The 18,276-nt window shown below is 68.1% G+C and carries 15 protein-coding genes and 1 pseudogene; 8 read left to right on the forward strand and 8 right to left on the reverse strand.

Features of this window, described 5'->3' with window-relative positions; genetic code table 11:
• Positions 1-46: 46 nt before the first annotated feature.
• The 6 genes and pseudogenes from lexA to ACIQTP_RS44455 all read right to left on the reverse strand — a co-directional run.
• A pseudogene (lexA, locus tag ACIQTP_RS44430) lies at positions 47-407 on the reverse strand (transcriptional repressor LexA); the annotation flags it as partial.
• A 155-nt stretch (positions 408-562) separates the two neighbouring features.
• The gene (locus tag ACIQTP_RS44435) at positions 563-1,162 is read right to left on the reverse strand and encodes a GNAT family N-acetyltransferase (RefSeq protein ID WP_402052587.1); all 600 of its coding nucleotides are present in this window, start codon (positions 1,160-1,162) and stop codon (positions 563-565) included.
• A gap of 408 nt (positions 1,163-1,570) precedes the next feature.
• Entirely contained in the window at positions 1,571-2,572 is a 1,002-nt protein-coding gene (locus ACIQTP_RS44440) for a hypothetical protein (RefSeq protein ID WP_403411270.1), read from the reverse strand.
• A 59-nt stretch (positions 2,573-2,631) separates the two neighbouring features.
• The gene (locus ACIQTP_RS44445; RefSeq protein WP_403411273.1) at positions 2,632-3,204 is read right to left on the reverse strand and encodes a hypothetical protein; all 573 of its coding nucleotides are present in this window, start codon (positions 3,202-3,204) and stop codon (positions 2,632-2,634) included.
• Complete coding sequence (locus tag ACIQTP_RS44450) at positions 3,204-5,744, reverse strand: type II toxin-antitoxin system prevent-host-death family antitoxin (RefSeq protein WP_403411276.1); 2,541 nt, start codon at positions 5,742-5,744, stop codon at positions 3,204-3,206. Before ACIQTP_RS44450 ends, ACIQTP_RS44445 begins: the two co-directional genes overlap by 1 nt.
• 239 nt (positions 5,745-5,983) lie before the next feature.
• Complete coding sequence (locus ACIQTP_RS44455; RefSeq protein WP_403411278.1) at positions 5,984-6,169, reverse strand: hypothetical protein; 186 nt, start codon at positions 6,167-6,169, stop codon at positions 5,984-5,986.
• Between the two features lie 410 nt (positions 6,170-6,579).
• Between ACIQTP_RS44455 and ACIQTP_RS44460 the strand changes: the two genes are divergently transcribed.
• From ACIQTP_RS44460 to ACIQTP_RS44470, 3 genes are read left to right on the forward strand one after another with little or no spacing between them, the layout of a single operon-like run.
• Complete coding sequence (locus ACIQTP_RS44460) at positions 6,580-8,049, forward strand: DUF4158 domain-containing protein (RefSeq protein WP_403411281.1); 1,470 nt, start codon at positions 6,580-6,582, stop codon at positions 8,047-8,049.
• On the forward strand, positions 8,019-9,536 hold the full coding sequence (locus tag ACIQTP_RS44465; protein ID WP_403411284.1) for a transposase: 1,518 nt from the start codon (positions 8,019-8,021) through the stop codon (positions 9,534-9,536). The genes ACIQTP_RS44460 and ACIQTP_RS44465 overlap by 31 nt, the downstream gene beginning before the upstream one ends.
• A complete protein-coding gene (locus ACIQTP_RS44470; protein ID WP_403411287.1) occupies positions 9,533-9,676 on the forward strand; it encodes a hypothetical protein in 144 nt (47 codons plus the stop codon). Before ACIQTP_RS44465 ends, ACIQTP_RS44470 begins: the two co-directional genes overlap by 4 nt.
• A gap of 257 nt (positions 9,677-9,933) precedes the next feature.
• On the opposite strand, the gene ACIQTP_RS44475 is transcribed toward ACIQTP_RS44470, so the two are convergent.
• On the reverse strand, positions 9,934-10,524 hold the full coding sequence (locus tag ACIQTP_RS44475) for a helix-turn-helix domain-containing protein (protein ID WP_356479734.1): 591 nt from the start codon (positions 10,522-10,524) through the stop codon (positions 9,934-9,936).
• Positions 10,525-10,596: 72 nt separating this feature from the next.
• Between ACIQTP_RS44475 and ACIQTP_RS44480 the strand changes: the two genes are divergently transcribed.
• The 3 genes from ACIQTP_RS44480 to ACIQTP_RS44490 all read left to right on the forward strand — a co-directional run bounded on the left by ACIQTP_RS44480 (position 10,597) and on the right by ACIQTP_RS44490 (position 14,460).
• Positions 10,597-11,430: an SDR family NAD(P)-dependent oxidoreductase gene (locus ACIQTP_RS44480; protein ID WP_403411290.1), complete on the forward strand. Its 834-nt coding sequence runs from the start codon at positions 10,597-10,599 to the stop codon at positions 11,428-11,430.
• Between the two features lie 19 nt (positions 11,431-11,449).
• A complete protein-coding gene (locus ACIQTP_RS44485) occupies positions 11,450-12,865 on the forward strand; it encodes a coniferyl aldehyde dehydrogenase (RefSeq protein WP_403411293.1) in 1,416 nt (471 codons plus the stop codon).
• Between the two features lie 299 nt (positions 12,866-13,164).
• Positions 13,165-14,460, forward strand: coding sequence for a DUF3533 domain-containing protein (locus tag ACIQTP_RS44490; protein ID WP_403411296.1), 1,296 nt, complete (start codon positions 13,165-13,167; stop codon positions 14,458-14,460).
• A 198-nt stretch (positions 14,461-14,658) separates the two neighbouring features.
• On the opposite strand, the gene ACIQTP_RS44495 is transcribed toward ACIQTP_RS44490, so the two are convergent.
• Positions 14,659-15,165 carry a helix-turn-helix domain-containing protein gene (locus ACIQTP_RS44495; RefSeq protein ID WP_403411378.1) on the reverse strand — a complete coding sequence of 169 codons (507 nt, stop codon included), beginning with the start codon at positions 15,163-15,165 and terminating at the stop codon, positions 14,659-14,661.
• A gap of 38 nt (positions 15,166-15,203) precedes the next feature.
• Here ACIQTP_RS44495 and ACIQTP_RS44500 point away from each other — a divergent pair, with 38 nt between their 5' ends.
• Together ACIQTP_RS44500 and ACIQTP_RS44505 are read left to right on the forward strand one after the other, a co-directional pair.
• A complete protein-coding gene (locus ACIQTP_RS44500) occupies positions 15,204-15,341 on the forward strand; it encodes a hypothetical protein (protein ID WP_403411298.1) in 138 nt (45 codons plus the stop codon).
• 1,737 nt (positions 15,342-17,078) lie between these two features.
• Positions 17,079-18,236 carry an alpha/beta hydrolase gene (locus tag ACIQTP_RS44505; protein ID WP_403411301.1) on the forward strand — a complete coding sequence of 386 codons (1,158 nt, stop codon included), beginning with the start codon at positions 17,079-17,081 and terminating at the stop codon, positions 18,234-18,236.
• Positions 18,237-18,276 lie beyond the last annotated feature (40 nt).

Here is an 18,276-nt window from a genome sequence, read left to right on the forward strand (position 1 = left end):
ACCCGAGCCGCCCATCTCGAACGAGATCCGGTTTGCCACAACGCACTCAGAGCAGGCGCAGGACGCCGACAACCTTGACGAGGATCTGCGCTTCGTCGCCGGGGATCGGCGCGTACGACGGGCTGCGCGGCATGAGCCACACCCAGCCGCCATGCCGGCGCAGCACCTTGATAGTGGCCTCGTAGTCCAGCAAAGCAGCGACGATGTCGCCGTGGTCGGCGCTGTCCATCTTCCGCACGGTGACGATGTCGCCGTCGCATATCGCCGCGTCGATCATGGAGTCGCCGACCACGGTCAGGGCGAACAAGTCACCGTCGCCCACAATCTGGCGGGGTGGAGTAGACGTCCTCGACCATCTCCTCGGCGAGCAGGGGTGCGCCGGCGGCGATCCGTCCGACGAGTGGCACGTCGACCGGTGCATCGCTCCTGCCGCCCACCTTGAGGCTTGCAACGCCGCCCCAATATGGACTCGTCGTTCAACAGACAACCCGGATGATCTCCAAGCCGCTACACGGTCACGCCAGGCCGAACCATGGCAGGCACTCCGGCAGCCCTTCCATTTTCACGGAGACCAGTTGGTGTTGTTGCCACTGTTCAGTGGTGAGGCGGAGCCTGCGCAGCACGGCGGGCTTCGCGCGTACGGCATGACGCTCAATACCGTCCTCGCGATAGCCAAGCTTGCGCGAAACCTCCAGCGAGGCTGCATATCCGTATATGCCCCAGAAACAGCGTGCTGTGCACCGAGTCCAGCGAAGGCCAGGTGGAGGACAGCCGCGCGCATCTCAGTCCCCAGGCCCTGGCGGTGATAGCCCCTGCCGAGCCAAGAACCAGTGCCCACTTCGCGGCGGACCGCAAAGTCCTGGGCACCGATGCCCTGCGTACCCACCACAATCCCGTCTCGCACGGCCACCAGGTTCAGCTCCCACTTCCCCGGCTGCCACTCGCCCCAGCAGCGCCAGTGGTACTGCAGGACACTCCGAGCACGCTGCTCGGGCCCGACATCGGTCCATGCCACGGTGAACGGCTGCACCGCCGGGTCATGCACACCATCGGCGGCCAACGAAGCCAACGCGGCGAGATCATCCAGGTTGGGCAACCGCAGCTCCAGGCGCGGCGTGGTCAACAGCAGGCCCGCAAGCGGCCAGTGGGTTAGCAGGGTCATGTCCAGGGATTCTTCGCGCCCCAAGCCATCGTGACCACTGGATTTTCGAGGGGGAGGCGTGTAGCGGATTCCTACGCCCTCAACCCGGTGGACCTATTCGGCCACGGCACTAGACAGGCGTGGTCCGCCACCACGGGGGGAGTGACGGACCACGTCTGCGTCCACGGTGCCATACCCGTCCCCGGCGCGCGCGGTCTGCGGGTGAAGTCGTTGCGGGATGCTGTGACTTTGATCGAGCAGGGGGTGGGGCCGACCTTGTCAGCATCTGGCCGAGGCTGTGGAGGGCTTGCGCCGTGTCGGTCCTCCGCGCGTCGTGCCCGGCCGATGAGCGGCGATTCCCTACTGAGTTGCGGTGTGGGCGGGGCAGCTACCCGGTTCGCGGACTTGCGGGTGGTGACCGGGGCACGGTCAGGACCACGGGTCGTCCCAGCGGTCTTCGGCGTCAGGTGTGTCGGGGTGCAGCATGGTGGACAGGCAGCGGTGCAAGCCGCTGCTGTTGGTGTTCTCGGCCGCACGCATCCACGGCAGCGGCGCTATCAGCCGGGCTGTCTCGTGGATAGCGAAGTCGTCCAGCATGGAGCGCAGTTCGTCCGGGACTGGTAGGTCGGTGAGGCACATCCACCCCAGTGCCGCGCTCACGCGTACCTCGGGCGGCCGTGCGGGGTCGGGCCAGCAGGTCCGCATCCACACCACCGTCCGCGAATCCTGGTGCGCCCGGGCCAGTTGCGCAATCGCCAGTACCAGGCCCGCGCGTACGGCCGGGTCGTGTTCGGCGAGCAGGCGGGCGTGGAATGCGGAGTGGATGTTCTGCGCGCGGGCAGAGGCGGCCGCCAGCGCGTAGGCGGCGGCGATGCGCACTTCAGGGTCGTGGTCGTCGAGCAGGGGCAGGATGAGATCGGTGTCCGCGGCGATCGCATTGCGGGCGGCCTGCACGGACCAGTTCTGCAAGTAGCCAGTGACCTCGAAGAACCATTCGTCATCGCCGCGGAACCGCAGCATGTCGGCACGCGTGCACACACCCTGGTGCTGCATGCGCGCCACTTCGGCTGTCACCGCCAGAGCCTCGGCGCGGTGGTCGGCCTCCGGGTCGGTACCGATCCGGATCAAGAAGGGCACCGTCGGCGCCGCTGCGGCCCTCATGTCGTTGGCGCACAGGCCGATGAGCATGCCGAGGGAACCGCGGACGGCGTCGCCCGAGCGCAGCCGCTCCATGTTCTCCCGAACGCTGACGCCCTCGGGGAAGCGGTCCCAGGGCACCTCCTCAAGCAGGAACCCGTCCTTGGCCTCCGTACGGATGCCCGCCACCACCGCACGGACGTCGAGGGGCCCTCCCGCCTGATCGAGCGGATCCCCGTCCACGAACGCCCGCAGCACCGCCTGGTACGCCAGGCCGCTGTCCCACGAACTCACCGGCAACCTCCATCCTCATGCCCGGACCACCCGGCTCGGCGACCGCCCACTCTGGTGTGTTACCTGAGTTCAACGGAGTAGCTGCTGCCAGAGAATTCCCAGCCGTCGGTGCCTTCGCCGATGTCGGCGACGATGACGTCCTCGATGAACCGGTCCTCGAAGTCGTCGTCGCGCAGGTCACCGACCAGCCAGAGCGCCTCGATGTCGCTCCAGTCCCCGCGGCTTCCGTCGATCCGCAGGGGCGCGGCGCGGCGGTTGCCGCGTTCGCGTTCGTCGGCGCCGGTTTTGACGAGGCCGCTGATCTCGAACTGGCCGTTCTTGACGTGGTCGGGGATGGGGTCGGCGGGGACGATGGCGACGTTCTCGTAGGCGGTGTGGATGAGGTCGCGGTAGCTGCGGCGGACGTTGTACTCGGGATCCGACAGCCACTTGATCAGGGTGTCGGGTTTGACGTCGAGGCCGGCGCTCTCCAGGGCCTCGTAGCCGCGTCTGGTCCCGGTGAGCTGGCTGAGCTGTGCGTGCCAATGCTTGGCGTTGTACGTCGACAGCCGGTGGCGGGGGGTGACCTGGGCGCGCAGGAGGTCGTTGAGGGCGGCGCCGAGGGAGTTGCCGCGGCCTGTGGGGCCGGCCATCAGTCGTCACCTTCGGGGATGAACTCGCCGGGCTGGATGAACTTGGCCTTCACCTGACCGAAGCCGGTCCCGAGCCGGTACGTGCCGGGCGGGGTCTCGTCGGGGGTCCAGAAGATCGCGGCGTCGACGTTGCGCAGCGCAACGAGGGTGTGGCCTTCCTGGACGGCTTTGAAGGCGTTGAGCCAGTGGCGGACGGATGCTTCGGCGACCATGCTCATGCGCCAGTCCGGCCGCCAGAACGGGGACCGCTGTGAGGGGCGTTTGGGCCACAACAGGCGCAGTGCGATCGACAGGCGTGTCTTGTAGTTCTTGTACGGCTCGCCGCCGGCCTGGATGAGCTCGGTGCGGGCCTCGCGGGCCGCGGTGTAGAACGGCTTGAACAGCGACTCGTTCGCCTTCCCCGTCCACGAGTCGTGGATGGTCACGGGAGCGGTGAGGTGTCCCTCGCGGTGCAGGCGCTCCAGCTGCTTGATGTGCGGGGTGGTCACCCACACGCGGCCCTGGTCGTCGGGCCGGTCGATGAGCCGCCCCAGCGGGTGCGGCATGCCCGGGTAGTCCCAGTCCGGAATGTCGATCTGGTAGATCCCGGCCTTGGTCTTGTCGAACGCGTCGAGGGGCCCGGTGTGCAGGAGCTTGTTCGGGGCGAGGGGGACGGCCGAACAGGCGGAGGGGAAGGATCCGTTGCGGTCGATCAGGCACAGCACGCCGTCCCCGAAGGAGGCGGGCACGTCGAGCTGGTCGCGCCGGACCCGCTTGCCGTTCTCTCGGGTGTGGGCGACGCGGGTGCTGGTGACGTCGGGGTGGACCCAGCGGGGCTCGCCGTCCATGTCCTCGCTGATCAACGGCCAGGGGCCGTCCTCCCGGTCCTCAAGGCGGATGACCGGGACCGGGTGCATCTTCGAACGCGTCACGGAGTCCTTGAGGATCCGCAACGCCGGGAACACCGCAGTTTCCGGCTCGTCCTCCTCGTCGCCCGGGACCAGGCCGTCATCGTCGTCCCGCGCCGCGTCTTCGTCGTCCGCGTCCGCGACGGCGCCGCTGGCGGCGGCAGGTCGGGCGGATTCCGGGGCAGAAGGCTGCGCGGTGGCGCCAGCGGGGGCGGGCGCGTTGTAAGCGTGCAGCGCGGCCGCGAGACGACGGCCCTCGGCGGTGTCCGGCATCTGCGGCGGCGCGGCAGCAGCCTGCGCCAGGGACGCCGCGAGCTCGTCGATCGCCGCCTGTTCACCGTCTGCCAGTGCGGTGCGCAGCGCGGCCAGCAGGTGCGTGAGCGCGGACGGTAGTCCCTTCTGGGCGCCGGAAGTGTAGGGCAGCGCCGCGTCGGCCAGCTCCCGCTCCTCTGGCGTGGTGTGCAGCCTCCACTCTTCGCTGCCGGTCCCGGCGACGGGCGCGGCTTCTGCGTCGCCGAAGCGGGCGTGCAGCAGGTCGGGGCGCAGGTACGCGGAGCCGATCACGCCGAAGTCCCGTTCCGCCACGGTGACTTGGACCCTGCCGGGGTCGGTGGTGGTAAGCGTCAGCAGGACGTCGGCGTCCAGGAGCGAGAGCAGCGTGGGGTCGTCGCTGTCGATGACGGCGAGTACGGGCACGTGCAGGGTGCGCGCGAGGGTGGAGAGGATCTGGGAGGCGTCGGGGAGCCGGTTCCCGGACAGCGGCAGGCGGGCGCTGTGGGCGGCCTGGAGGCGGTCCACGACCACGAGGGCCAGGCCCTCCATGTGCGGGGCGGTCTCCGCGATGTCCTCGGCGGTCAGGTTGCTGCCGTCATCGATGAGCAGGACGTCGCCGGCCTGCATCAGCTGGCGGGCGACGTCCTGCTCGTAGTCGGTGAGGCGTCCCTGCTTCAGGCGCGGGTAGTCGCCCCCGGTCTCTGCGGAGAGGATGCGGCGGAAGACGTCGTCCCGGTTGGGTCCGGACGCCGCGTACAGGACCGTGCGGTGGTCGACCAGCGCGGTCGTGCGGGCGGCGGCCAGCCCCAGGAGGCTTCCGCCGACGTTCGGGGCGGCCGCCACCAGGGTCAGCCGGCCCGGCTGCAGACCGCCGGTCGCCGCGTCCAGGCCGGGCAGCCCGAACGTCGGGCCGCCAGCGGGGCCGACGGTGAGCACGGAACCGATGGCATCGCCCAGCGTCGCGAGCCTGCGCGGCACGCTTTCCCGGTCCTGCTGTCCTTGGCTGTTCACCGCACCTCCTGCGGGCACCGCGCCGGAGGGTGCGGCCGGGTCGGACGAGAGGGCACTTGCGTGGGTGTCGACCGGGAGCAGCACTGCGACGGGCGTGGTGTTCCTGCGGAGTACCTGCGGTTGGCCTTGAGCCGCCCGCGAGATCAGGTCGCCGAACTCCTTCTGCGCCGCGCTCAGTACCCAGGAGGGGAAGGCGTCGGCTTTCCGCGCTGCCGGGAACCGGTCGAGCGGGGCGAGCAGAACACGGTCCTCCCGCTTATGGATCAGCGTCGTGACTCCGTCGTCCTCGGCGCGCTTGACCAAGGCGTACAGGTCCCTGCGGGCGTCGCTCGCGTTCATCGCGTGCTCTGCCTGTGCCGACTGGCTCACTCACCCTCCCGGGACTCAACTCCCCTTCAGAATATCACGAGTCACTCATTGAATGAGTGAAAGTCACACATTATCTAAGTCATTCGCACTCACTTGTGGGTCTTTCGGTGTGGATTGATGGCTTCACGGGCGGCAGCCTCGCACGGCCGGACAACATGACCAAGGCCGGGGCCACCAACCGGCCCCGGCCTTGACTCACCGCGTCCGCAGACGGACGCACACCCGCCGAACAGGCAGACTCAGCCGCGCACTGCCGACTCCTGTCCGCTGGGCGCCTCCTTGTATGCGAGGTGCCCGACGGCGGAGTAGGCCCTGCCCAGCACTCCCGCGAGTTGCTCCGCTGTGACGGATGCGCCGGTGTACCGCTGGATCGCTTCGCCGAGCGTCTCGTCCCTCAGGAGTTCCTTGTCTCGAAGGCCTGCCACGGAGGTCCTGAGCAGGGGTCAGAGCTGTCCTCATCTCCCCCGCGGAGCGGGTAAGGAGGCTGTAGATGGGTTGGGCCGCCACCGGATGCCCGGTCCCCCGGTATTGAAGGTCGGAGACGAACCCGGCGAGGCAGCGGGCCGCGTTCTCCGCGATCTTGACGATGTCTTCGGTGTTCTCGCTCACGTGGATCCGGCTCTCGTTGCTGGGGCGGCGGGTCGCAGATGGTCGGTGAACTGGCAGCGCGGCCCGGCGGACAGGGCCCTGGAGTCCTAGCTCAGACACCAGCCGCAAACTAGGTCGCGGGGAGCCGGGCGATCCCGTTCCCCGTCCTGTGCATCGTCGTGGGTCTGATCGAGTGATCGAGGCCAAAGGGGCGGGCGTGCGGCAAGAGTGGTCGCCAGAGGAACTGTTGGCGAACTGGACGCTGGTAGACGGCGACTGGGAGCTGGTGGCGAACAAGAGCGGGACGACCCGGCTCGGCTTCAGCCTCTTGCTGAAGTTCTTCGAGCTGGAAGGCCGGTTCCCCGATGTGCTGGAAGAGATCCCGCCGGCCGCGGTGGAATACGTCGCCGATCTGGTGAAGGTCCCGGCCACCGACTTCGCGAAGTACACGCTGGTCGGCCGGACTGCCGAGTACCACCGCAAGCAGATCCGTGAGGCCCTGGGATTTCGGCCCTCGACGGTTGCGGATGAGAAGGCGCTGGCCGAGTGGCTGGCCGTGGAGGTCTGTCCGGTCGAGCTGGTGGAGGACCGGCAGCGCGAGGCCCTGCTGGTCGAGTGCCGGGCCCGGAAGATCGAGCCGCCGGGCCGTACCCGGGTCGAGAAGGTACTCGTCGCGGCGCGGGGCAAGTGGGAGAAGACCTTCTGCGCCCGCACGATCGGCCGCCTGGGCGAGGCGGGTACGGCTCGGCTGCTGTCCCTGGTGGCCGAAGACAACGAGGCGGGCACCACCCTGCTGGCCGCGCTCAAGCGCGACCCGGGCGCGGTGGGCCTGGATTCCCTGCTGACGGAGATCACCAAGCTCAACGATGTGCGCAAGCTCGGGCTGCCCGACGGGCTGTTCACGGACTGCTCGGAGAAGCTGGTGGCCGCCTGGCGGGCACGAGCGATCAAGATGTACCTCTCGGACTTCCGCGACACGAGCGAGGACGTACGGATCACCCTGCTCGCAGCGCTGTGCTCGTCCCGGCAGGCGGAGATCACCGACGCCCTGGTCGACTTGCTGGTGGCTCTGGTCCACAAGATCAACGCACGCGCCGAGCGGCGGGTGGAGAAACAGCTCACCGCCGAGTTGAAGAAGGGCCGCGGCAAGGAGGGCATCCTCTTCAAGCTGGCCACGGCTACGTTCGACAAGCCCGACGAGGTCGTACGCCGGGCCCTGTTCCCGGTGGTCGGGGAGAAGACGCTCAAGGACCTGGGGGCCGAGGCGAAGGCGAATGAGAAGGTCTTCAAGGCGAAGGTCCGCACCACGCTGCGCTCCTCGTCCAGCTCGTACTACCGGCAGATGCTGCCGCCGCTGCTGAACACGCTGGGCTTCAAGTGCAACAACACGGCCTATCGGCCGGTGATGGACGCGATGAAACTGCTGAAGAAGTACGCCGATGTCGACGGCAAGACCCGCTTCTACGACAGCGTCGAGGACGAGCCGCCGATGGACGGCGTGGTGCGCAAGGACTGGCGCGAGGCGGTCGTCGACGACAAGGGCAAGGTCGAGCGCATCCCCTACGAGCTGTGCGTCCTGGTCGCGCTGCGGGACGCCGTACGGCGCCGGGAGATCTACGTCGAGGGCGCCGGCCGCCGACGCAACCGGAGGACGATCTGCCCGGGGACTTCGAGGCCACCCGCGCCGTGCACTACGCCGCGATCCGCCAGCCGCTGAACCCGAGGGCGTTCATCGCGGACCTGAAGAAGCGCATGACCGCGGGCCTGGACCAGCTGTCCGGCGCGCTCGCGGACGGCAGCGCGGGCGGGGTGAAGGTCACCACCCGCAAGGGCGAGCCGTGGATCACCGTGCCCAAGCTGGAGCCGCTGGCCGAGCCCACCGGCCTTCAGGCGCTCAAGGAGGAGGTCGCGCGCCACTGGGGCGTCCTGGACCTCCTGGACATGCTGAAGAACGCCGACTTCCTCACCGGGTTCACCGAGGAGTTCTCCTCGGTGGCCGCCTACGAGCGCACCGAGCGTGACGTCCTCCAACGCCGCCTCCTGCTGGCCCTCTTTGCACTCGGTACGAACATGGGCATCCGGGCGATCGTGGCGACCGGCGAGCACGGCGAGAGCGAGGCAGCGCTGCGGCACGTGCGCCGGCACTTCATCACCGTCGACAACCTCCGGGCCGCCGTCACCAGGCTGGTGAACGCCACCTTCGCCGCCCGCGATACCGCATGGTGGGGCCGTGGCACCGCGTGCGCGTCGAACTCGAAGAAGTTCGGGTCCTGGTCCTCGAACTTCATGACCGAGCACCACGCCCGCTACGGCGGCAACGGCGTGATGATCTACTGGCACGTCGAGCGGAAGAACGTCTGCATTTACTCCCAGCTCAAGAGCTGTTCGTCGTCCGAGGTCGCGGCGATGATCGAGGGCCTGCTGCGGCACTGCACGGACGCCGAGATCGAGTCGAACTACGTCGACACCCACGGCGCGAGCGTCGTCGGGTTCGCCTTCACCGAGCGGCTCAACTTCCGGCTGCTGCCCCGGTTGAAGAACATCGGCAGCATCCGCCTGTACCGCCCGGACGACTCCCCGCCCGGCTGGCCAGCGCTCGGTGCCTCGCTGACGCGGCCGATCCGCTGGGAGCTGATCGAGCAGCAGTACGACCAGATGGTGAAGTACGCGACCGCGCTCCGGCTCGGGACGGCGGAGGCGGAGCAGGTGCTGCGGCGCTTCACCCGGGATGGCCCCAAGCACCCCACCTACCAGGCCCTCGAAGAACTCGGCCGGGCCGCGCGCACGATCTTCGCATGCGACTACCTGGCCAGCCCCGGCCTGCGCCGCGAGATCCACGGCGGGCTCCAGGTCGTGGAGAACTGGAACAGCGCGAACACCGTGCTCCACTACGGCAAGGACGGTGTTCTGACCGGCCCCGACAAGGAGCACGCCGAGACGTCGATGCTCGCCCTGCACCTGCTCCAGTCCGCGCTCGTGCACGTCAACACCCTGCTGGTGCAGCAGGTCCTTGCCGAACCGGCATGGGCGAAGAAGCTCAGCGATGAGAACCGGCGCGGACTGACCGCGCTGTTCTGGTCGAACGTCAACCCGTACGGCACCTTTCGCCTGGACATGGACAAGCGCCTCGACCTGGGGCTCACGGTGCCCCGCCCCCGTACCCCGGCGGACGCCGCCGACCGATCGAGCACGGAGACACGATGAAGGACTTCGCCGACCTCACCGGCCCCCGGATGAACGAGGCCGCGTGGCGGGCGCTCGACCTCATGCGCGCCTACGCCGCACGCGACCGCGCCGCGATTGTCGAGCACCTCGCGCCCTTGGAGGGGGACCAGCTGGAGTAGCCGGCCGACCCAATGATGACGACCTGCTGGCACATATCTGGCCCGGCCACCACTCCAACGTCCACTTTTATGGCACTCACACGGTGGACATCGGCAGCGAGCTGGCCAAGCTCGATGCCTACGGCTACCGGCCCAGGGCTGACCTCTGGTTGCGCGGCTTACGGTGGCCGGATCGTTCGGTCTTGCTGGGCGCGGTTGGGCGGTTCGGGCCCTGGTCCCCACGCCGACGAGCGTGGTGGAGCTGGATGCGGCCGGTTTCAGGCGGGGCGGCGGATGGCCTGTACGGCGGTGTCGTAGAGGTCGAACATGTCGACCTGTCCGCCCAGGCGTACCCATTCCTCGTTGGCTGCCTGCAGGCAGATGATCGCTGCGGCTGCGATCGCGCGGGCTTGCAGGGTGCGACGGTCGGAGTCGGGCAGCCGCGGCTCGATCAGCGGTGCGAACAGGTCCTGCCAGCGGGCTTGCTTCTCGGTGTGTCCGGCGCGTAGGGAGTCGTTGCCGAACAGCAGCGTGATGAACTCCAGGCGGCCTTCGGCTGTTATGTCGATCTCTTCGAGTACCTGGAACGCCGCGCGCAGCGCCGTCCAGGCATCCTCGTCGGCCGGGCGTTCGGCGAGGCGCGCGGCGATCAGTTCGCCCTGTTCGTCCAGGCCGCTGAGCGCGAGGTCTTCCTTGTTGCGGAAGTAGTTGAACAGGGTCCGCTTGGAGACGCCCGCCGCGGCGGCGACCTCATCGAGGGTCGTGTTGTCGAAGCCCTTGGTGGCGAACAGCTCGATGGCGGTCCGGGCCAGCAGTGATCGGACCACGGAGCGGGTCTGCTCCCGGATGGACGTCGGTTTCTGAGCCATGCACCGATGGTACATGCCTTCATCAGGCGCAACCATTTGCACTCAGTGCAAACTTGTGCGTACAGTGAAGGCATGAACAAAATCGACTATCGCCGTCAGGCCGTCATCGTCACCGGCGCCAGCTCCGGCCTCGGCGCCGAATTCGCCCGCCAGCTGGCCCGTCGCGGCGCGAACCTCGTGCTGGTGGCCCGCCGGGCGGACCGGCTCGAGAGCCTGGCTGACGAACTCACCCGCGTCCACGGCGTCACGGTGACCGTCGTCGCCCGCGACCTCGGCCGGCCCGACGCCGGCCGCACGCTGCGCGCCGAACTCGAATCCCGCGGCATCTACGCCACCGGACTGGTCAACAACGCCGGCTTCGGCACCCACGACGCATTCACCGACGAGGACCCCGACCGCCTGCAGAGCATGATCGCGCTGAACGTCAGCGCGCTGGTCGACCTCAGCCGTGCCTACATCGACCCGCTGTCCTCCGCCGACACCGGCGTCCTGATCAACGTTGCGAGCCTGCTGGGTTTCCAGCCGACCCCGTACATGGGTGTCTACGGCGCCACCAAGGCCTTCGTCCTCAGCTTCACCGAATCGCTGTGGGAGGAGACCCGCGGCACCAACCTGCGCGTCCTGGCCGTGAACCCCGGCGCCACCCGGACCGAGTTCTACGACGTCGCCGGCAGCCAGACCGCCGACTATGGCACGAAGCGAGCCACCCCCGAGCAGGTCGTGAAGATCGCCCTCGACACGCTCGACCGCCGGTCCGCACCTCCGTCGGTGGTCACCAACGGCCGGTCGCTCGCCGTCGTCGGCAAGCTCCTGTCGCGCCGCTCGATGGTCCGACTCATGGGCTGGATGGCCCGCCGCCAGCGCCCCCAGCACCCCGCCCCCGCCCCCGCCCCCGCCCCCGCATGAACAGCTAAGGAACACCGTCATGACCATCACCGACGTCACCGCACAACCCACCGACGCGGAGCGCTTCCATCACATCCTCCAGATTCAGCGCGCCGCCTACCTCCGCGACGGAGCGCCCTCACTGGCGGCCCGCCGCAGCGATCTGACCAGGTTCAAAACGGCGCTGATCGCCCGGCGCGGCGCCATCGAGAAGGCGATCAACGCGGACTTCGGACATCGCTCGCGACACGAGACCGCGATGATGGAACTCGTGGGCGTCGTGCAGGGCATCGACTACCTGCACCGCAACCTGCGCCGATTCATGCGCCCGACCCGCCGCCACATCGAGCTGCTGCTGCGTTTCGGCAGCAACCGCATCGAATACCAGCCGCTCGGCGTGGTCGGCGTCATCTCGCCGTGGAACTACCCGGTCAACCTGTCACTGATGCCCGTCGTCACCGCGATAGCCGCCGACAACCGCGTCATGCTCAAACCGTCAAAGCTGACCCCGGCGACGAACGCGGTGCTCGCGTCGATGCTCAGCGAACTCTTCCCTCCGGAGCAGGTCACGATCGTCAGCGGCGACGGCTCCGCGTTCTCCTCCCTGCCGTTCGACCATCTCGTCTTCACCGGCAGCACCGAAGTCGGACGAGCCGTGATGAAGGCGGCCAGCGAGAAGCTCGTCCCCGTCACCCTGGAACTGGGCGGCAAGTCCCCGACCATCGTCGCCAAGGGACAGGTAACCGATCGGACCGTGTCCGACATCGTCTTCGGCAAACTCCTCAGCGGCGGACAGACCTGCATCGCCCCCGACTACGCCCTGGTCCACGAATCCGAGATCGACGCCTTCATCGCCGCCTACGACAGACTAGTGAAGGCCGCTTATCCCGACGGCCCGACCAGCGACGACTACACCTCGATCATCGACGACAAGCAGTACAAGATCCTCACCTACCTGATAGACGACGCCCGCGCTCACGGGGCACGGATCATCGAGGTCGGTCACCGGCCGGGCGACGCCGCCCACCGCCCGCACACCCTCGCACCGACCGTTGTGCTCAGCGTCACCGACGAGATGCGGATCGCCCACGAGGAGATCTTCGGCCCCATCCTGCCGATCTTCCCCTACCGCGACATCGACGAGGCCATCGACTACGTCAACGCACGGCCACGACCGCTCGCGCTCTACTACTTCGGCAGCAACGACGCGGACCGGCGCACGGTCCTCGACCGCACGACCTCCGGCAACGTCACCACCATGCACGTCGGGCAGGACGACCTTCCCTTCGGCGGCGTCGGCGCGAGCGGGATGGGCCAGTACCACGGCATCGAGGGGTTCCGGACGCTCAGCCACCCCAAGGGCATCTACGTACAAGGACGCTTCAACGCCACCCGCCTGCTGTATGCCCCCTTCGGCAAGCGCACCGAAGCACTTCTCAACTTCTTCCTCCGCTGAAGTCCGATGAAGGAGCCATCACCGGCCTTGCTGAGGGGCGAACGTCCGATTCGGTCTTTCGGGCCGTGTCCGCCAACCTGCCCGCCCTGGTGAGGTGGCCGAGGGCCTGCCGACCATGGCCCGCGTGGACGGCTTCGGCCGCGCTGAAGGCTTCACCGCTCGCAGCGGGGTTGCCGAAAGGTCACCGTGTTCCCCTGCGGTTGTGCAAGCCGAGGGTTGAACCCAGAGAGCCCCGGCCTGCAATGGCGCCGTCCGGTCTCCTCGCTGATGTAACTGTGCTGTCAAGACTGGAGTAAGTCATGAATGGAATTCGCCCCTTCCGCGTGCTGCGTGCCAGGCCCCTCTGGATAGCAAGCGGCGTCATCACAGGCGTCCTCGCGCTCCTGTTCGGCCTCTTCTATGTCGGCCCCAATATCGATACGGCCGGCCATACGAAGAATCTGCCGGTCGGCCTGGTCAACTCCGACAAGGGGGCCAGTGTCGGCGGCAAACAGATCAATCTCGGGGCGCAGATCACCGGGTCGATCAAGACCTCCACCGCGAGTGGCGGCAAGATCGACTGGAAGGTGATGGACGAGAAGGAGGTGAAGGAGGAGCTCGGCAAGGGCAAGCTGTACGGCGCGCTGGTCGTCCCCGCTGACTTCACCTTCTCCGTCACCGCACTGACCGGATCCTCGGCAACTGATAAGCCGGTTCGCCCGCAGCTGACGGTGCTGACCAACCAGTCCGCCGGCAGCATAGGCTCCAACATCGCCCGACTGGCGACGACGACGGCGGCCGAGGGCGCCTCGCTCGAACTGGGCAAGCAGCTGACCGCGCAGGCCCAAGCTCAACAGGCCAAGTTGCCGACCGCGGCCCGCGTCCTGCTGGCCGATCCGGCCGCGGTGACCGTCAAGGACGGGCATCCCCTCGACTCACACAGCGGCCTGGGCATGTCGGCGTTCTACTACGCGCTCGTCCTCGTGGTCTGCGGCATGCTCTCCGCCAACGTCATCAGCGGCCAGGTCGACCACGCCCTCGGCTACACCCACAACGACATGGGCCCGCTGCGCATCCACCGCCCGCTGATCAAGGCCACCCGCGTGCAGAGCCTCGCCATGAGCAGCACCCTCATGGCGGCCCTGTCCCTGCTGATGGGCACCCTGGTCATGGTGGGAACGATCGGCATCATGGGGATGGACGCCTCCCACCTACCGCTGCTGTGGCTCTATTCGGTGGCCGCCATCGCCGTCGCAGGAATCGGCGCCCTTGCTCTGCTCGCCGTCTTCGGTACGCCCGGCATGTTGGTGGTCACGCTGGTCTTCATCGCGATGGCCGTGCCGACGGCCGGCGCCACTACCCCGATCGAGTCGCTGCCCGCCTTCTACCGATTGCTCGCGGAGTTCGAGCCGATGCGGCAGATTGTCGGCGGCGTCCGTTCGATCCTCTACTACGACGCACAGGGCGACGCCGGCTTGACCCGAGGCTGGGTCATGATGGCCGTCGGCCTCGCGGCAGCCGCACTGTTCGGCTTCGGCATGACGAGCTGGTACGACCGCAAGGGGCTGCACCGTACCCCGGCGGGGGCGGAGCACAAGGCTGCCGTTTCGGCATAGCGGAGCGTACTGACGCGTCCCCCTCTGACCGGGCCACTGTGCGGAGTGCCCCACGGTGTGCGTCGCTCCGTGGGGAGGGGAGGCGTGCACACCCCCAGGGCTCGGCGGCGCTGCGCAGGCAGCTGTCGCCGAGCCCTCCGCTCTGATCTGACTCGGATGCCCCTCGTGTCAACGGCCATGTGGTTGCCATGGCCGCCGTCACGTGGGCGGCGACGCACGCTGGGAGACGCGGAAGGCCAGGGGGGTTTGGCCGGTGTGGCGTTGGAAGAACTTGCCGAAGTGGGTGGCGCTGGGGAAGCCGAGGTGGGCTGCGATGGTGGAGGCGGGTTCGGTGCCGTGGGCGAGGAGCCGCTTGGCCTCCAGGGTGAGGCGCTGGTCGAGGTAGTCCTTGGCGCTGAGGCCCGCCGCGGTCTGGGTGGCGCGGGTGAGGGTGCGGGTGGAGTAACCGAGCTCGCGGGCGTAGTCGTCGATGCGATGGGTGCGGGAAAAGCCTCGCTCGACAGCGTCGCGAAAGCGAAGGAAGGGCTCGGGGGGCGGATGCCGCAGCCTGGCCGTGCTGCTGCAGGTGGGCCAGGCGCAGGAGTACGACGTCGAGCAGGCGGTGCAGCAGGGCGGTATGCACCGGCAGCGGATGACGGTCCCACTGGGAGAATTCCGCGGACTGTTGCTCGGCCGCAGCTGCCAGTACGGGGGCCTCCGAAGGATCGGGGCTGTACACCGAGGTCATCGACGGCATCCCGTTCGTGTTCGAGAAGGTCACCCGCGGCGAGATCCACACCACCCTGGTGATCAAGCTGCCCGAGGAGGGTGTCCTGGTCGCTCAGGACGTGGTCTGCAACCGCACCCACCTATGGTTCCTGTACAAGGACTTCGACGGCTAGGCCAACATCGACCGCTTCGCAGCCGAGACCGAGTACGACACCATCCTGCCCGGCCACGGCGAGCCGACCACCCCGGCCATCTGGGCGAAGCTCACCGACTACGTCAACGCCGGCCGGGAGCTGCTCGGTGACGACGGCGATGCCTACAAGAAGGCCATCACCGAGCGCTACCCCGCCTATCAGGGCGCAGCCCTCATCGACGTCGCCAACGCCTACATGTTCGGCCCCAAGAACTGAGTCCGCTCCAACCTTCCAGGAAAGCGCCCAAGTCCCATGAGAGGGAACATCGTGACTTCCCACATGTCCAGCCGGCGCATGGCCACCCGTCGTGTCCTCGTCGCCACGGCCGCCACGTCCACCCTGCTGGGCGCCGCGCCGCACCGGCTTTGAGGGTGATCTCGCGCTCGACATCTTCGTCGATCTGGCCTGATCCCGCTCAGTAGCGCGGTGTGGGCCTCATCCCTCTCGCAGACCCTGAGCACCACGCTCGCAGACAAGTGCGGCCGGCCGTTCGGCGAGACCGATCGGCGGATCGGCGGATCGGCGGATCGGCGGATCGGCGGAAATGGTGTTCACCCCGAGCGGCGACGTCGAGTAACCAGAACGCACTACCACCCGTGCAGCGGCCAGGGCCTGGCCGAGGCGAACACCTCCGGAAGGAAGCCACCGATGGCTGATCACGACCTCGTTCTCGTCACCGGCGCCGGCGGCATGGGCCGCCTCGTCACCGAGCGGCTGCGCGCAGAACGTGCCGGTCCGCGTCCCGCCCTGTGACCCCATCTGACCTGCGGCGATGCCTTGACCTCGGCGAATCTCCCCGCATCCTCACGGATCTTCCCGGATCCACCCGGATTGCCGCGTGTCCGTGTTCCCGTGGGAACACACTGGGAACGCGCGCATCCGAAACGCGTCTGGCCACGTAAAGAAAAAGGGGGTGGGCCCGGCGATCAGCCCCTCGTAGCCGGCAGCGTTCGTCGCGAACGACTGAGTGTCCAGGGCCAGGTGACGGCCGATCGAGTCGATCACTGCGGCTTGGTGGACGTCCGTGTGGGTGTCGATTCCGCCGATCACCGTTATCCCAGGCTGGGTCATGCTCGGTCTGCTGTCCTTCCGTCTCAGGCGTGTGAGCAGGGCGTGCTGCCCAGGCAGACGGACAAGACAGTGATGAGGCTGGTGGCCAAGCTCCTATGAGGTCACGGACACCCGCGAGCACACGCTGTGACATCCCTCGAAGGCCGACGATTCAATCAACGGACAGCCGAAACGTCAGTCAGACCCAGAGTCAGGCCTCCGAGGAATGCCGAGTACATCCTCACTGTCAGACCCTCCCCATACGGTGGGGGTATGTCCCACTCCCCCGGGCCTGACGGCCGGGTGACTCCTGCCCTTGATGAGATCGACAACAGAATCCGCCGGCTCATGGCTGGCCCCGCCGGACGGAAGCGGACCGCCGAGTACGAACGCCTCCTCGCCCTATGGGCGGAGGCAACTCGAGACGACGTCGAACCGGCCGCATGACGAGACCCCGCCCGAGCCTGATCGGGCGGGGCCTCGTGTTCCGGGTTCGAGTAGCACGCTCAGGTCGTGGACGATCCGATCGTTGATGGCGAGATCTCAGCCATCACCAGGTGTCCCGTCTGGCCTAACCCTGATGGTGTACGCCATACGGACCAGCCACGATTACGGAGGGGGTCGACTCCTTCACGTAGGGAATCCGCAGACATGAGAGCAACAGACATGGGAGCAATACGCACCGTGCCCAGGGTCCGCCGCCTGCGCCACCTCGCCATGGCAGCACTCCTGACCGCGACGGCGACCACGATGAGCGCCTGCGGCACCGCTCGTGACGGTGCCGTCTCCGGTACCGACCGCGACATGGCGGCGGTGGCCAAGGACGCCAAGTACGTGGCGTGCGGCAACCCGCCGCAGAAGCTGGAGACGATCGACCAAGAATTCCTGGACCAGCTCGCGGCCGCCGGCGGCAAGCCGCTGTACGACCTGTCGTACCCGGCCGCCCGGGACGTGCTGAACAAGCTCCAGGCGGGCCCCGTCCCGATGCTGCCCGCGCAGATCACCCAGCGCACCGTGCCGGGCGGCCCCACCGGCCCGGTCAACGTGCACATCGTGCGCCCCGCGGGCGTCAAGGGGACGCTGCCCGGCATCGTCTACATCCACGGCGGCGGCTGGGTGCTCGGCAACTTCAAGACCCACGAGCGCCTCGTCCGCGCACTCGCCGACGGCGCCCGCGCCGAGGTCGTGTTCGTCGACTACACGCCTTCTCCCGAGGCCCAGTTCCCGGTCCCGATCGAGCAGGCCTACACTGTCGCCAAGTGGGTCGGCGCCCACGGCGCCGAGATCAGCCTGGACTCCAGCCGACTGGCCGTCGCCGGTGACTCCGTCGGTGGCGACCTGACCGCCGCGGTCACGCTGATGGCCAAGCAGCGCGGTGGCCCGCACTTCCGCCAGCAGGTCATGCTCTACCCGGTCACCGACGCCAACTTCGACACGGCGTCGTACTACCGATACGCGGAGAACTGCTGGCTCGCCCGCCCCGCCATGAAGTGGTTCTGGAACGCTTACGCACCGAAGGTCACCGACCGCTCCAACCCGCTGGCTTCACCGCTGAAGGCAACCGTCGAACAGCTACGCGGTCTGCCGCCAGCCCTGGTGATCACCGACTCCGACGTGCTGCTGGACGGGGCCAACTCCTACGCCGCGAAGCTGAGGTCGGCAGGGGTGCAGGTGACCTCGTCGCACTACAGCGGAGTCACCCACGACTTCATGATGCTGAACGCGCTGCGTGAAACGCAGGCCAACAAGGCGGCGGTCGCCCAGACGACGGCGGCCCTGCGCGAGGCGCTCTACGCGTCGACGACCCCCGTCGCCGGCAAGTAGGGCGGCCCGGCCGCCCCGGATCCGGACGGCGGAACTCGGC

The organism is Streptomyces sp. NPDC090798, from assembly GCF_044768965.1.
Taxonomy (GTDB): Bacteria; Actinomycetota; Actinomycetes; order Streptomycetales; family Streptomycetaceae; genus Streptomyces.